Genomic DNA, 16,106 nt, shown 5'->3' with positions numbered 1-16,106 from the left:
CGACATGATGTTTGCCCGACATGATGTTTGCAACGCAAACCGATGAGGCGGTCGTGACGATGGACCGTGCCGTTCTGGTCGGGATCGACGGGGGCGGGACGCGGACGCGCCTGCGGCTGGCGACGCCCACGGGCGCCCTGCTGGCCGAGGGCGAGGGCGGCCCCGCCAACATCGCCACCGATGCCGGGCAGGCGTGGCAGTCGATCCACCAGGCGCTGGACCAGGCGCTGTCGCGGGCCGGGCTGGCCGATGGCGGGTGCCGGCTGGTTGCCGTGGCCGGTCTGGCGGGGGCCGAGGTGACGGGCGCCGTGGCGCGGTTCACGGCCCGGCCGCCGCTGTTCGCGCGCCTGCATGTCGTCTCCGATGCCTATACGTCCTGCGTGGGGGCCCATGCGGGTGCCGACGGGGCGATCATCGCCGCCGGGACCGGGATGGTCGGACTGGCCATCGTCGGCGGGACCACCCGGCGGGTCGGCGGCTGGGGCTTTCCGCAGGGCGACGAGGGCAGCGGGGCGTGGATCGGGCTGGAGGCCGTGCGCCTGATGCTGCGCGCGGGCGATGGCCGCGCGCCCCGCACGCCGCTGACCGAGGCTGTGCGCGCGCGGCTGGCGGAAGGCGGGGCGGAGCCGATGCTGTGGGCGGTCGGGGCGCGAGCCGCCGATTTCGCCGGGCTGTCGCCGCTGGTCAGCACGCTGGCCGGGGGCGGCGATGCGCAGGCGCGCGGCCTGCTGGCCCGGGCGGGGGCGGAAATCGAGGCGCTGCTGGCGGCCCTGCGCGGGGCGGACGGGTTTGCGGCGTTGCCGTGCTGCCTGCTGGGCGGGCTGGGGCCGGTGCTGCTGCCGTATCTGCCCGCCGCCGTGCGGGACGGGCTGTCGGCGCCGCGGGGCCATGCCATCGACGGCGCGGTGCTGCTGGCGCGGCGGTTGCACGACGCGCCCTGACGGGCCGGCCGTGGCCGGGCGCGGGGCAGACCCGTGGAATAAAGGCTTGCGGTGGGGGCGCCATGCGGGTAGAAGCCCGGCCGTGGACGGCCCCCGCCTGTCCCGTATCTGGACTTGTACGCGCGTGCCTTGATGATGCGGGGGGCACGGACTGGACGGACAAGATACCCTTTCTGACCCACGGATTACGGTGAATGACAGCGTGTCCTGCCCTGGCAGGGACGCGGGCCGTGCGTCGTGTTTTCCTTTCAAGTCTTTCCGGATGCTCATCCTGTCGTGAGGAGTCCGGCCATTGCCGAGTGCCCGGAGGCGCTTCATTTCATGACGACTTTTGCCGACCTTCAGCTTGCCGAGCCGTTGCTGCGCGCGCTGAACGAGGAAGGATATACCACCCCGACCCCCATCCAGGCCGGGGCCATCCCGCACCTGCTGGCCGGGCGGGACCTGCTTGGTCTGGCGCAGACCGGCACCGGCAAGACGGCGGCCTTCGCGCTGCCGATCCTGCACCGTCTGCTGACCCACCAGCGCCGTGCCGCCCCCAAGGGCGCGCGCGTCCTGGTTCTGGCGCCGACGCGCGAACTGGCTTCGCAGATCGATGAGAGCTTCAAGGCCTATGCCCGCCATATGCGCCTGAGCCATGCCGTGATCTTCGGCGGTGTCGGCCAGGGCCGGCAGGTCGAGGCGATGCGCCGTGGCGTGGACGTGCTGGTCGCGGCCCCCGGCCGCCTGCTGGACCTGATGGGCCAGGGCCATATCGACCTGTCCGGGCTGGAAGTCCTGGTCCTGGACGAGGCCGACCGCATGCTGGACATGGGCTTTGTCCGCGACATCCGCCGCATCGTGGCCGAGCTGCCGCGCGACCGGCAGACGCTGCTGTTCTCGGCCACCATGCCGCGCAGCATCGCGGAACTGGCGCACGGGCTGCTGCGCGACCCGGCGACCGTGCAGGTCACGCCGCCGTCCAGCACCGTCGACCGCATCCGCCAGGCGGTGATGTTCGTCGATACCGACAAGAAGCGCGACGCGTTGCAGATGCTGGTGGACTCGCCCAAGGTCGAGCGCGCCGTGGTGTTCACGCTGATGAAGCATGAAGCCAACAAGGTCGCCGCCTTCCTGAACGACCACGGGATCGTGGCCGAGGCGATCCACGGCAACAAGTCGCAGGGCGCGCGCGAGCGTGCGATGTCCGGCTTCCGCTCCGGTGCCGTCAAGGTGCTGGTGGCGACCGACATCGCGGCGCGCGGCATCGATGTCGACGACGTCACGCATGTCTTCAACTACGACCTGCCCAACGTGCCGGAAAGCTATGTCCATCGCATCGGCCGGACGGCCCGCGCCGGGCGCGACGGCTGGGCGGTGTCGCTGTGCGATGCCGAGCAGCGGGCATGGCTGCGCGACATCGAAAAGGCGATCGGCAAGCCGATCCCGGTGGTGATGGAACATCCGTACCATTCCGAGGCGGCCGAGAAATCGACCATGCGCCCGCCGGTGCTGGGCGGTGGCGGCGGCCGGGGCCGTGGGGGTGGCGGCGGTGGCCGCAACCAGCCGCGCCAGGGCGGCGGACAGCATCGCGGCGCATCGCGTCGGGTCGCCTGAGGTTGGGGGGCGCTTCATCGAAAGGTGGAGCGCCCTTTGCTTTTGAAGGCTTCTTTTTCTGAAGAAAAAGAAGCAAGAAGACTTTTATCCGTTCGGGGCCATCGCGTGCCCCCGGCAAAAAACGCCTGAACGAATCAGAGTTTTTTGGTTCTTTTTTGCAAAAAAGAACATCCTTCCAGAATCCCCGCCGCCGGCACCAGGGCAAACAGCGCAAACACCCAGAACGCCGCCCGCTCGGCCCCTGCCACGCCCCCCGGGTCCGCCAGGCCGGCGATGTTCGCGATCATGCCTGCCCACGCCCCGGCCAGTGCGGTCGTGTAGAGCTGCACCGTGGTCAGCGAGGCCGAGGCCAGGTCGCGGTCGGCGGGCGGGGCCGCCAGCAGCACGCGCGTCAGCAAATGCGGCCAGGCCGTGCCGATGCCCGCGCCGACCATCAGGAAGGTGATGCAGACGGGCGCCATGGCCTGCCATGTGCCGTCGGTGGGCACGGACAGATAGACGGCGAGGAAGACGATGCCGGCCAGCCCCAGCACGGGGGCGACGACGAGGGCGCGGGCGACGCGGCGCGGCGGGGCACCGGCATTGAGGACCGACCCGGTGGACCAGCCGGCCGCCATCAGCACCGACAGGTAGCCGGCCGTGAGCGGCGACTGGCGGTGCAGGTCCTGCAGGAACAGCGGCGCGAAGATCTCGATCACTTCCACGGTCAGGGCCAGGCAGCCCATCAGGGCGTAGAGCGGGGCGAGGCTGGAGCCCCAGACCAGCGCGCCGGCCGGCAGCAGGCGCGTGCCGCCCCGCCGTTCCAGCCAGGCGAGGGCGCCGAACAGGGCCAGCACGAGCAGGCACCCGGCCAGGTTGACCCACCCGTGCGGGCTGGCGCCGGCCACGGCCAGGCACAGGACCGAGCCGACCATCAGCGCGATCTGCCGCCACGCGATGCCGGGGCCGCCGCCCGCGTCGGCGCCCGTGCCGCGCGGCAGCACGCTGGTGGCCAGGATGGCGAACGGGATGCACAGCGCCGCCAGCGTCCAGAACGCGGCGCGCCAGACCCCCAGCCCGGCGAACAGGCCGCCGATGGCCGGACCGATCAGCGTGGCGACGCCCCACATCGAGGACAGCATGCTCATCGCCCGTGGCCACAGGCCGGGCGGGAAGACCAGCCGGATGACGGCATAGGCCATCGAGACCAGCAGGCCGGAGCCGATGCCCTGCATCACCCGCCCGGCCAGCATCGCCGGCATGACGGGTGCCGTGGCGCACAGCACGGCGCCGGCGGCGAATACCGCGACCGCCAGCCCGTAGGCGGCGCGCGGGCCGAACCGGCCGAGCGCGCGCGCCGACAGCGACGAGCCGACGATGGAGGCGGCGACGAAAAGCGATGTGTTCCACGTGTAGTACCGCATGCCGCCGATATCGCGCACCGCCGAGGGCAGCACGGTCATGGCCATGTACAGATTGACCGCATGCAGCACGACGCCGGCCGAGAGCGTGATGGAACGCGCCGCATTGCCGCCCGAAAAGAGCGCCGCCCAGCCGGTCGCGGCATGGGCGGGCCGTGCCTCGGCGGTATGGGAGGAGGATCGCGACGGGGTGTCAGAACGCATGAACGCTGCCTTCCGGGTGCCGCGGGGAGTATCCCGGCGCGGTGCGGACCGGTGTCGGTCATAAAACCCCAAGCATGGTCGAGGTCAATGCGGGGCCGGGCAGGCGCGGCGCGTCAGGAGCGGGAGGCTTCGTCCAGCGCCGGGCGGCTCTTGTCGCGGATGGGCCAGTAGATCGGCGGCTGGAGCAGCGGCCCGGGCCGGGCGAACAGGTAGCCCTGCCCGTAATCGCAGCCCAGTTCTCGCAGGATGGCGGCCTGGGCCTCGGTCTCGATCCCTTCGGCGATGACCTGCTTGTCCAGCGCCTTGCCCAGCGAGATGATCGAGCGGACGATTTCGTGCGCGTTGCGGGCCGGCATCGTCAGCTGGATGACGAACGACCGGTCGATCTTGATGATGTCGACGGGGAAGCGCAGCAGGTGCACCAGCGACGCGTATCCGGTGCCGAAATCGTCGAAGGCGGTGCGGACGCCGGCCGTGTGCAGGACGTTCAGCGCGTCGGCGATTTCCTCCGACGCGTGGTCCAGCGCGATGCCCTCGGTCACTTCGACGCAGAGCCGGTGGGGGGGCACCCCGGCTTCCTGGAGGCGGTTGAGGATGTGGCGGCCCGCCGCCGCGCCGCGCAGATGCACGCCGGTGAAGTTGACGGCGATATAGGCCAGCCCGTCCCCGACATCGGACAGCGCGCTCATCGCGATCGAAATGACTTCGTCCTGCAAGCGGGGGCCGATCGTCTCGTCCACCAGCAGGGTCTGGAAATCCGGAGGCGTCAGCAGGCCCAGTTCGGGATGGTTCCAGCGCAGCAGGGCTTCGTTGCCGCGTTGGCGGCCGGTCTTCAGGTCGATCAGCGGCTGGTAGTACAGCACGAACTCGCCGGCGGCCAGGGCGCGCGGCGCGTCGGCCAGCAGGCGCGCGGCCAGGCTGTCGGCGCGGTCGAACTGCTGGGTATAGGGCTGCCTGCGCCCGCCGCCGCGCTGCTTGGCCCAGTAGAGCGCGCGGTCCGCCCGGTGCATGGCCGAGGTCGGGGAGCCGTGGCATTCGGTCTGTCCCACGCTGAACCAGAGCGACAGGGTGCGGCCGGATTCCGACCAGGGTTCGCCCTGGAGGGCATCGAGCCTTTCCATCACCGTCTGTTCCAGCGGCTGGGGCGCCAGGATGCCGAATTCGTCGCCGCCCAGCCGCGCGAGGATGGTGCCGGGGGGCACGATCTCGCCCAGGCGCGTGGCCATGTGGCGCAGCAAATTGTCGCCCAGCTCCTGGCCGTAGGACACATTGACCGATTTCAGATGGTCGACGTCGATCAGGAACAGGGTCGCCTGCGGTTCGGCCCGGTCGAGCGCGACCTGGAAGGCGGCGCGATTGTCCAGCTGGGTCAGATGGTCGGTCGCGGCCGCGCGCCGCAGCGTTTCGGCTTCGGTCTGCATGATGGCGATCGCGCGGTCGGCATTGTCGCGGGCGCGCCCGATATCGCGCAGGCGGTAGGCGACCGTCACCGACAGGGCGATCGATTCGAAGGCGATGCCGGCGAAGGTCGCCATGTCGATCGCGTCGCTCTGCGGCAGGAAGCCCATGTTGCGGGCCAGCCGCAGGGCGAAGACCGAAAGGACGGGCAGCCAGCCCAGCAGGTAGAACCAGATGATCCGGCTGTGCCGGCGGATGGCGATGCCGATCGTGGCGACGATCCACACCACGTCCAGCACCAGCACGCCATTGAACAGCCGGTCGGTCCAGACGGGCGGAAACAGCATGTCGGCCGCGGCGGCGAAGCCGGAGACCATCGAAAGCCCGGTCAGGACATAGCCTGTCAGCAGCAGGCGCCTGTGGCGGGCATGGGTTTCGACGAGCGTCAGCAGCAGCATGGTCCCGGCCGCGATCATCGCGCCCAGGAAACAGTCGCTGAGGCGCACGGCCTCCGGCCCGGTCAGATGGTCGTTGAAGAGGCCGAGGAAGTTGGTCCAGCTCAGGCAGTAGCCCAGGGCCAGGACGGTCCATGCGGCATACCAGAGCTGGAACCGGTCGCGCCGCTCTTCGTAAAGGGCCAGGTTATAGACCATGGCCGAGGCCAGGGCCCCGATCATCACCCCGATCAGGACCAGCCAGGCGGTGCTGCGCGCGGCCTCGTCATCGGGGGCCAGGGCCTCGACCTTGCGGATGAAGATGGCGCCGTCGAGATTGTGAAAGCCGATCGAGAGCGCCGAGATATCGATACCGGGCGAATCGAAGGGGAATCGCAGCAGCCCGCCGGGCGCCCAGTCATTGCCGACCTCGCCGTCGGAATAGGTGTAGCTCTGGATACTGCCGTCGCTGTTCGTCGCGGCGACGCTGATCCGGTCGAAACGGTTTTCGTCCAGAAGCAGGGTCCAGCCCGAAGGCAGGTCCTTCAGCACCGACGGGTCGGAAAGGCGCAGCCATACCCAGCCGTCGGTGCGGGGCGGCCCGGCGCAGCCCCGGATGCTGTAGGCCGAATGCGCAAGCTGCTCTACCATGCCCGGGGCGCCGTCCAGACAGATGGACGGATGCAGGTCCACCGGGTCGGCATGGGCCGATACGCCCAATGACGAAATCAGCATTGACAGCAGGATCGTCAATGCACCTCTCAACATCAGAAAATCTTTCCCCGTATCCCGGCCTGGGCCGGGAATTGAGGGAGGGCAGGCGGATTGATTCCCACGAGTAACCTTATGCCGAGTGTTGAGACGTGGCGGCGTGCGCGGCCTGAAAACGGTCAGGTGAGCTCCAGACGGTCGATCCTTGTCTTGCTTATGTTTCGTAAGAGGCAAGTCTAACCAGATCTGCACCAGCATATGCCCTTGGCGTGCGCCGGTCGAGAGGCGAGTGAGAGCCTGTCGGGCCGTTTCATCGCTGCCAGGCGATATGCGCGCTTTCCAGCGGGATCGCGGCATCGCCGCGGGCGGGGATGACGCGGACGGTATAATCCGTCGCCGGCCGGTCCAGGCCGGTCGTCAGCGCGTAATGGGCCAGGCCGTCGGCATCGCGGCAGCCGCAGGGGGGAATGGTGGTGACGGAAGGCGGCCCGTCGTCCAGCGGGTCGGCATAGAGCTGCACCAGCACCGCATCGGCGGGCACGGGCCCCAGGAACAGCGCCACCGCGACCTGGCGCTGCCCGTCGGGTTCGGAGATCGTTACCGCGTCGATACGCAATGCGGGCCAGCCCGCATCGAGCCTGTCCTGCCATTGTACGATCGCGTGTGCCGCCTGCCCGCCATCGGCCAGGCGCGCGCGGTAGCGCGCGGCGGCCGGCAGGTAGAAACGATCGGTATAGTCCCGCACCACCCGGTTGGCGGAAAAGAGCGGCGTCAGGCGCGCCATGCTCTCGCGCATCCGCGCCACCCAGGCCGAGGGAATGCCCTGCGCGTCGCGGGCGTAGAAGGACGGGGCGATCTCGCTTTCCAGCAGGGTGTACATCGTTTCGGCCTCGGCGGCGTCCATCGCCGGGTCCTCGCCATGCTCGCGCCCGTCGCCCAGGGCCCAGCCGACCTCGGGCGCATAGGCCTCGGCCCACCATCCATCCAGTTCGGACAGGTTCAGCCCGCCATTGACCAGTACCTTCATGCCGCTGGTGCCGCTGGCCTCCCACGGGCGGCGGGGGGTGTTGATCCACAGGTCCACGCCCTGGACCAGGATCTGGGCCAGCGCCATGTCGTAATCGGGCATGAAGACGACGCGGCCCCGCACGTCCGGCCGCCGCGAGAATGCGATCCAGCGTGTGATGAGCTCCTGCCCCGCCATGTCGGCCGGGTGGGCCTTGCCCGCCAGCACCAGCTGCATCGGCCGCTCGGGGTGGGACAGCAGGCGCGCCAGCCGGTCGGGGTCGTGCAGCAGCAGGTCCGGCCGCTTGTAGGTCGCGAAGCGGCGGGCGAAGCCCAGCGTCAGCACGTCGGGGCTCAGGGCCGGGACCGGCAGGTCCGCCGCGCCGCCATCGCCGGCATAGCCCTGCTGCCGGGCACAGATGGCCGCGACCTTGCGGATGAAGGCGGCGCGCGCCTGGGCGCGGGTGGTCCACAGCGTGCGGTCGTCCAGCGCGCGGATGCGCTCGGCCAGGCCCTCTTGCGTGCCGCGCCAGCGCTCGGCCCCTGCGGCCTCGGTCCATAGCGTGTCGGCCTCGATCGAATCCCAGCTTGGCGTGTGCACGCCGTTGGTCACATGGCCGACCGGGACCTCGGCTTCGGGCCAGCGGGGAAAGAGCGGCGCGAACAGGCGGCGGCTGACCGTGCCGTGCAGGCGCGACACGCCGTTGACGGCGCCGCTGGCGCGGATGGCCAGCCATGCCATGTTGAAGGGCTCGTTCCGGTCGCCGGGGTCGGCGCGGCCCAGCGCCAGCAGGCCGTCCAGCGGAATATCGAGCCGCTTTTGCACATAGTCGGACAGGTAGGTGCCGATCAGCGTGGGCGGAAACCGGTCGAAACCGGCCGGCACGGCGGTGTGGGTGGTAAACAGCGTGCCGGCCCGCGCGATGGTCAGCGCCTGGCGGAAGGGGATGCGCAGCTGCTCCATCAGGCCGCGCGCGCGCTCCACGGCCGCGAAGGCGGCGTGGCCCTCGTTGAGATGGCAGACCTCGGGCCGGTAGCCGAGCCGGTCGAGCAGCCGCCACCCGGCGATGCCCAGCGTGATTTCCTGGCGCAGGCGCAGGTCGGCGTCGCCGCCGTACAGCTGGGTGGTGACGCAGCGCACGCCGGGCGGGTTGGCCGGGTCGTTGGTATCCAGCAGATAGAGCGTCGCGCGGCCCACGACCGCCTTCCACGCCCGGACCCACACATGGCCGGTGCCGAAATGGATCGGGATTCGCAGCACGTCGCCCTCTTCGGTCAGCACCGGGCTGACCGGCAGCAGCGAGGGGTCGTTGAACGGATACAGCGCCTGCTGCCGCCCGTCGGGCGTCAGTTCCTGGCGGAAATAGCCCTGGGCGAACAGCAGGCCGACCGCCACCACCGGCACGCCCAGGTCGCTCGCGGCCTTCAGCTGGTCGCCCGCCACGTTGCCCAGGCCGCCCGAATAGATCGGCAGGGCCTCGCTGAGCATGTATTCCATGCTGAAATAGGCGACGCAGGACAGGGGGGCGTCGGGGTGCGTGCGGCTGAACCAGGTCGGCCGGCGCAGCCGCTCGGCCCGGGCGGCGAGGGCCTGCCCGACCTCGCGGCGAAAGGCGGGCTTGCCCAGCAGCGCCTTGAGATGCGCGTGCGAGGCGTTGTTGAGCGTCGTCCACGGGTTCTGGGTATGGTCCCAGCATTCGGGGTTGATCTGGCGCCACAGCGCGTCGGTCGCGTGGTTCCAGCTCCAGCGCAGGTCGAGCGCGAAATCGTGCAGGGCGCGTTCGGCCGCGCGTGGGGTCGGCGTGGGGTTCTCGGGCGCCATGTCACGTCGTCTCCCTCGTCTCGGTTATCCGGTGATCGTGTCGGGCCTTGTCCGCAGCAGCACGCGGACCGAGCGGGCCTGGGCGGGCAGGCGCGCCATGTCGCCGACCGGTGTGGCGGCCTCGGGCGCCAGAATGTCGGCGGGCGGGTCGGCGGCGGTGTCGATGACGCTGCGCCAGGGCGCGCCGCCCCGTGCGGCCTCGGGCAGGGCGAAATGCAGCGTGTCGTCCCAGCCGTTGATGAAGACATACAGATCGTCATCCGCCATCGCGGCACCCCGCAGGAAGAAGGCCAGGCTGCGCGAGACCGGGCGCAGGTCCGGGTCGCCGCCATCGACGCCGTGCCACGAGACATCGTCGCGCCAGCCGACGCTGCGGGCGATGGAGGGATGGGCGGCGCGGAAGGCGATCAGCATGCGCACGAAACGCAGCAGCGGGGCTTCGTTTTCCGCCAGGCGCCAGTCGAGCCAGTTGGTGTCGTCGTCGCGGTCGTACGGGTTGGGGTCGCCGCCCCGGCTGTGGCCGAATTCGTCGCCGGCCTGGAACATCGGCGTGCCGTTGGCCAGCATCAGCAGGCAGAAGGCGTTGCGCGTCTGGCGGCGGCGCAGGGCCAGCACCGGTTCGGGCGCGTCCGCGATGCCCTGATGGCCGCAATTGGCGGCGATCTGGCCCGCATCGTCGTACGAGAACAGGTCGCGCAGCGTCAGCCCGTCATGGCTGGCGATGTAATTGACGCTCTGATACGGCCGCGCGGCGTGGGCGCGGTCGTCGGGGAACAGGTCGGTGCTGCCGTACAGGCGCGTCATCAGCACCGGCACGCATCCTTCATCCCCGTGCAGGAAGCGGCGGAGATCGTCGCGGAAATGCGCGTTCCACTGCCGCCAGCTCCGCCCGGGAAAGGCCCGGCCCAACTGCATCAGCGAGCCGTCGCCGACCCAGGGCTCGGCGATCAGCCGCGTCTGCCGCAGGTGCGATGCGGTGGACAGTTCGGTGACGATCGGCGGCTCCGCCAAGTCGACATGCCCGCTCTCGTCGACCGAGAACATCGAGGCCAGGTCGAAGCGCAGGCCGTCGATGCCCATCTCCTCGATCCAGAACCAGGCGCTGGACAGGATAAGCTGCCGCACCACGGGGGCTGCCACATCCAGGTCGTTGCCGCAGCCGCTGCGATCGGTCAGGCGGAACTGGATGTCGCGAGTGTGCGAATAATAGCTGGGATTGTCGATCCCGCGATAGGACCAGACCGGGCCGCCGGCATGGTCCTCGCCCGTATGGTTGTAGACGACATCGAGAAAGACCTCGATCTCGGCCTCGTGCAACGCGGCGACCATCGCGCGGAATTCGCGCCATGCGGTGGCCACCGCGCCGTCGGAGGCATAGCCCGCATGGGGCGAGAAGAAATTGAGCGGCATATAGCCCCAGAACGTTCCGTGGACCGGATCGCGCTGGAAGACCGGCATCAGCTCCACCGCCGTCACCCCCAGCGCCTGGAGGTAGGGAATGCGCGCCGTCAGCGCGGCGTAGCTGCCGCGTAGCGCCTCCGCCACGCCGGAGGAGGGATGACGGGTGAAGGCGCGGACATGCAGTTCGTAGATGACCAGATCGTGATCGTGGCGCCGGGGGCGCCGGATGGGGGGCGGCGCCGTGGCCGTGCGGTCCGGCAGGACCCCCAGCGGCGCGCGCCCGGCGGTCGGCCCCGGCCGGCACGCCGCCGCGCGGTCGAAGCCGGGCGGAAAGAACACGCCGCGCGCGTAAGGGTCCAGCAGCAGCTTCTCGGCGTCGAACAGCAGCCCCTCTTCCGGCCGGTGGGGGCCGGCGACGGAATAGCCGTAATAACAGGCCTCGCCCGCCTGCGCGGCGGGCACCCGGGCGTGCCACATATCGCCCGTCTTGTTGTGCGGCAGGCGAAACGGCAGGCGCAGGCAGGGGGTCACGAGATCGTCCGCGCGATAGAGCAGAAGCGTGATTCCGGTGGCATTGCGCGAGAAGAGGCTGAAATTGAACGCCTGTTCGTCGGCCAGCCAGACGGCGCCGGGCGGAAAGGGGGCGCCGTCGGAGGCGGTGAAACTTCTGCCGACCGGCAACGATGGGTTCCGCATGGCCATGCCCGCGACGGATGAGGTTTGCGCCCAGCCTAGTGAAATCGGGGCGACAAGGCGAGAAAATCCGGTGCCGGCCGAAGCCGGGGCGACGCCCGGCATTGCCGGTCATGCGACACCCGCGAGGTGATGGAAGCGATGTTTTCGTCATCGTTTTTGTGTTGTGAAAATTGTTGTTATTTAAAGTGATATTTTTGATCACATTGCATGTGTACGAAAAAATGTTGAATTTTTCATATAATTCCTGTTGAATGTGCATCGATAACATATCTTATGGGGGTTGATGTTTTGCGATTGAGCCGTTCCGCCTTGTCCAGCCTGCCCGGTACCGTCTACAGGCCGCGTTTCGATCCGGCCCTGCTGAAGACCGGAATCTTGCATCTGGGATGCGGCAGCTTCCATCGCGCGCATCAGGTGGCGGCCACGCAGGCGGCGATCCATCACGCCGGCGCGGACGGCCTGCGCTGGGGTATCGCGTCGGCCACGATGCGCCGGCCGGCGCTGACCGACCAGCTGCGGCAGCAGGACAATTGCTACACGCTGCTGACGCGCGAGCCCGACGGCACGGTGGCCTCCGTGATGGCGGCGATGTCCGAGGCGATATTCGCCGGGGCCGATCCGGGGGCGCTGATCGGCCGGATTGCCGATCCGCTGATCAAGGTGGTGACGCTGACGGTGACGGCCAGCGGCTATCACATCACCGCCGAGGGGCGGCTGGACCCGGAAGCCCCTGCCATTCGCGAGGATCTGGAGCGCCCGTTTCCCCGCACCGCGCCCGGCATCCTGGTGGCGGGGCTCGACCTGGTGCGGCAGCGCGGGGGTGTGCCGCCGGTGGTGCTGAGCTGCGACAATGTGGCCGAGAACGGCGATACGCTGCGGCAGGTGGTGGTGGATTACGCGTCGCTGCGCGGCGACGACGCGCTGTCGGCCTGGATCGGCGCGCATGTGGTCTTTCCCAATACGATGGTCGACCGCATCACGCCGCCTTTCCAGGAGGCCGACGTGGACGATGCGCGGCGGCTGCTGGGCGGCGTGGAGGATACGATCCCGGTTTCGGCCGAGCCATGGTTCCAGTGGATCATCCAGTCGTTCGACGGCGAGCGGCCGGTGTGGGAGGCGCATCCGGGCACGCGCTTCGTGCGCGATGTCGGCGTGTTCGAGCGGGCGAAATTGCAGATGCTCAACGGCACGCACATGATCCTGGCCTATGCCGGGGGGCTGGCGGACCTGCCGACGGTGGCCGAGGCCGCGACCGACCCGGCGCTGGGGGCCATCGCCGCGCATTTCATGCGCTACGAGCAATCGGCCGGCGTCGCCCTGTCGGACGAGGATCTGGACGCCTATGCCGCCGGGCTGATGACGCGCTTTCGCAATCCGGGCATTGCGCACGATGTCGAGCGGATCGGCCGCAACGGCTCGGCCAAGATGGCTGCGCGCGTGATCGCGCCGATGCGCGAAAACCTCGAAGCCGGCCGCCCGGTGACGGGCGCGGTGCTGCTGATCGCCTGCTGGATCCGCTGGTTCGCCCTGCACGAGCAGGAAGCCCTGGAAATCGGCCTGACGGATCCCCGCGCCGACGCACTGCGACAGATCTGCGCCGACGCCCGGGACGACCACCGCGCCCAGGCCGAAGCCTTCCTGGCAATGGAAGAAGTATTCGGCCCGCCACTGCCGGATCACGACACGCAGGTGGCAGCCATCGCGGACATGCTGCGGCGCCTGACGGATGGTGACGCGCGGGTTGTGCTGCGTGAGGTGGCCAGAGCGTGTTCGTGAAGATGCGCGAGTCCGTTCCGGTTATGGATGATGGCCGGGATGGGAAGTGTGCGTGCGACGGCGGTTTCGCGGGGAGAACGGAAGGTCCGGTATTAGATATCTGGCCAGAGAAGCTGCCATTCACATGGTCAACGTTCACGATAGTCCTGAGTCTCAATTAAGGTCATTCACGACCCAAAAGTGGCCTTTCATCCTGCGGCACAATAAAATTAGAGAGAACTAGAGCTTTTTCAGAAAATATGGCTTTTTTAGACTGCCTAATAAAAATCTCGATCCTGATTAGACTCGTGCAATGATGGATAACCGGTGCTCGCTAGGCAATTTTTATATAAAATACAAACATTGTATATAACCAAATCTAGTTCATCCAATTTTATTTATTTGAGTTACAAATATATGCTTCAATAGTCCCTGCTTGCTTCTTAAGGGAAAGCCAACTAAAATAAGCTCCCCTTGTAAACTTCTAACCCACGCATCCAGACTAGACGAAAGATAACCCTTCTCGTGTTTGGATAATGCCTCTCGTTCTTTATGAACTGAGAACCCAATGGTTCTATTTTCATTCTCGACCCAAAAACGTCCTTTCCCAGAACTGCTATTAAATGACGTTACGTGCCCAAAAAACTGCTCAACAGTAGAACTTATTATTTTTGTCCTTGAGTATTCATATGTACCAATATCAAGATTTATAATATTATCTCCACCTCCGTATATATTTATATTACAAACATTATTTATAATTGGGCGCTGTATTCTGACAATATCTTCCTCTATACTGTCAGAAACCGCATCAATCTCGTTGCTTTTTGTTCTTTGTAGGTTCTGTATTGTTTCTGATGATGATTTTTCAGATTTGCCGGACAATCTAGCGAAAATTAACTTAGTTAAATCATAAATATAACTAGCCCCCACCCCGTATATTATTGTCCCAAGTTTCGTGGACGGGTCTGGTGCAAGTTGTACGATAGGAACTATAAATTCAAATGATCCTGCATTTGGAGGTTGAACAAAAACCTCGGCATTTCGGATTGCTGGAGCCTGTTTTATAATTGTTCCATTTATTGCGTAATGTGTTATAATTGAAATGCTTCTGGAAATCCCGTAAAGTGCGGTTGCGGCATCATATGCATTTAGGAGATGACTTTTTTTCTCAGGATTATATTTAAAAACAAATTCTAAATCTGGGTGTTTGGTCATATTGAATTTTCTCGATAATGCAGGAATGAGAATTTAAAAGAACATGTTACTCAAGATTTCTCTATTGGCAAGTGGTCAGTTCCGAGACTCGTTTGAACGATCTGCTTTGCGTAAATTTATATTGATTTCTTCCGAGAGTTCCTTAGAGCCTGTTTGAGAATGTGTTGATGCGGTGGCTTGGGCGTGATTCAAGCTGGGGATGTGGACCCGAGCGAGCCGTGGCCGGATGGCTGGATTTGAGAAGCGATTAAAGCGCTACCCGACCGATCTGACGGATGAGGAATGGCTGTTCATTCAGCCGTTTCTGCCGTCAGCGGCCAAGCGCGGTCGCAAGCCTGCGACGGACCTGCGCGATGTGCTTGATGCGCTTCGCTATCTGGCACGAACAGGCGGTGGATGGCGTATGCTGCCGAACGACTTCCCGCCCTGGCAGACAGTGTATTGGTGGTTCCGCCGCTTCATGCGCCGGCTCCTGTTCCGCACGATCCACGACGTCGCACTGATGCTCGACCGTGAACGCGAAGGGCGCGAGCAGAGCCCGACGGCCGCCGTCGTTGATAGCCAGTCCATCAAGGCACCAGCCGCGGAAAAGCGGGGCTTTGATGCTGGCAAGAAGGTTGTCGGTCGTAAACGACACATTGCCGTCGATACAGATGGCCGACTGCTCATGGTCAATCTGACCACCGCCGATATCTCCGACAGTGCTGGTGCTCAAGCAATCGTCGTGGCCATTCGCAAGCGATGGCCCTGGCTCAAGCATCTGTTCGCTGACGGTGCCTACGACCGCACCCGTCTTATGGATGCCGCGACCTATCAGGATTTCGTCCTCGAGATCATTCGCCGCTCCGACAAGGAGCCGGGCTTCAAGGTGTTGCCCCGGCGCTGGGTCGTCGAGCGCACTTTCGGTTGGATGATGCGCTGGAAGCGCCTCGTTCGGGATTACGAGCAGAGGATCGACGTCTCGGAGGCAATGATCCATGTCGCTCTCGGTAGCCTCATGCTCCGCAGAATTGTCCATCCATGACCATTCTCAAACGGACTCTTATGCCTGCCATTATTTGATGCCGCTAATTGAGGCTATGAGCTAGAGCGCGACGAGGAAGGTTGAATCCTGCTTGTTGTAGTGCGTTGCGATACCTTTGAACCGCTAAAGACTAGTGAGAAGCGGATCGGTGTTATAAGCCTTGTCGGCGATAAAGGCTTCGAAATCTGCTTCGTCCATCAAAGTATTGGCATCAGTAATGCCCGCTCTCCGGCGGGGCATCAGTCAGACGCGGGACAATCGCCTTTCTCTGCGACATCAACAATAGCATAAATTTGCGTCGTCAGTCCGCCGCGTAACCATCCGATTGCCTGATCCGCAGCTATGCTGATGCGCACTGACAATCGTGCTGTCGATTATCATGTATTCATTGCCGTGATCGTCTGCTAGACGTCGGAAAATGTCTTCGATCATGCGCTTTTGTACCAGCCGAACGCCTGCCTATGTTCTTGTGGGTCAGCTTTCCCTCCTGCCATGAAATGC

9 protein-coding genes are annotated in these 16,106 nt (G+C 65.8%); 4 read left to right on the top strand and 5 right to left on the bottom strand.

Features of this window, described 5'->3' with window-relative positions:
• Nucleotides 1-20: 20 nt before the first annotated feature.
• Nucleotides 21-941, top strand: coding sequence for a BadF/BadG/BcrA/BcrD ATPase family protein (locus HLH27_RS12985; protein WP_246375877.1), 921 nt, complete (start codon nt 21-23; stop codon nt 939-941).
• Nucleotides 942-1,262: 321 nt separating this feature from the next.
• Nucleotides 1,263-2,537 carry a DEAD/DEAH box helicase gene (locus HLH27_RS12980; RefSeq protein ID WP_182950466.1) on the top strand — a complete coding sequence of 425 codons (1,275 nt, stop codon included), beginning with the start codon at nt 1,263-1,265 and terminating at the stop codon, nt 2,535-2,537.
• Nucleotides 2,538-2,671: 134 nt separating this feature from the next.
• Here the strand turns inward: HLH27_RS12980 and HLH27_RS12975 are convergent, their stop codons facing one another.
• The 4 genes from HLH27_RS12975 to HLH27_RS12960 form a co-directional block, all read right to left on the bottom strand.
• Entirely contained in the window at nt 2,672-4,141 is a 1,470-nt protein-coding gene (locus HLH27_RS12975; protein ID WP_182950465.1) for an MFS transporter, read from the bottom strand.
• A gap of 113 nt (nt 4,142-4,254) precedes the next feature.
• Entirely contained in the window at nt 4,255-6,741 is a 2,487-nt protein-coding gene (locus HLH27_RS12970) for a putative bifunctional diguanylate cyclase/phosphodiesterase (RefSeq protein ID WP_182950464.1), read from the bottom strand.
• Nucleotides 6,742-6,994: 253 nt separating this feature from the next.
• Nucleotides 6,995-9,511 (bottom strand): alpha-glucan family phosphorylase, encoded by a 2,517-nt coding sequence (glgP, locus tag HLH27_RS12965; RefSeq protein WP_182950463.1) that lies wholly within the window; start codon nt 9,509-9,511, stop codon nt 6,995-6,997.
• A gap of 24 nt (nt 9,512-9,535) precedes the next feature.
• Entirely contained in the window at nt 9,536-11,593 is a 2,058-nt protein-coding gene (locus tag HLH27_RS12960) for a glycogen debranching protein (protein WP_220790411.1), read from the bottom strand.
• 309 nt (nt 11,594-11,902) lie between these two features.
• Between HLH27_RS12960 and HLH27_RS12955 the strand changes: the two genes are divergently transcribed.
• Nucleotides 11,903-13,384 carry a mannitol dehydrogenase family protein gene (locus HLH27_RS12955; RefSeq protein WP_246375876.1) on the top strand — a complete coding sequence of 494 codons (1,482 nt, stop codon included), beginning with the start codon at nt 11,903-11,905 and terminating at the stop codon, nt 13,382-13,384.
• 363 nt (nt 13,385-13,747) lie between these two features.
• Here the strand turns inward: HLH27_RS12955 and HLH27_RS12950 are convergent, their stop codons facing one another.
• Entirely contained in the window at nt 13,748-14,581 is an 834-nt protein-coding gene (locus HLH27_RS12950; RefSeq protein ID WP_182950460.1) for a DUF7946 domain-containing protein, read from the bottom strand.
• 199 nt (nt 14,582-14,780) lie between these two features.
• Here HLH27_RS12950 and HLH27_RS12945 point away from each other — a divergent pair, with 199 nt between their 5' ends.
• Nucleotides 14,781-15,605 carry an IS5 family transposase gene (locus HLH27_RS12945; protein ID WP_182950459.1) on the top strand — a complete coding sequence of 275 codons (825 nt, stop codon included), beginning with the start codon at nt 14,781-14,783 and terminating at the stop codon, nt 15,603-15,605.
• The last annotated feature ends 501 nt before the right edge of the window (nt 15,606-16,106 follow it).

This window comes from Gluconacetobacter takamatsuzukensis (assembly GCF_014174275.1).
In the GTDB taxonomy this organism is placed as follows: domain Bacteria; phylum Pseudomonadota; class Alphaproteobacteria; order Acetobacterales; family Acetobacteraceae; genus Gluconacetobacter; species Gluconacetobacter takamatsuzukensis.
This window is presented reverse-complemented; position numbering and strand designations above follow the sequence as displayed.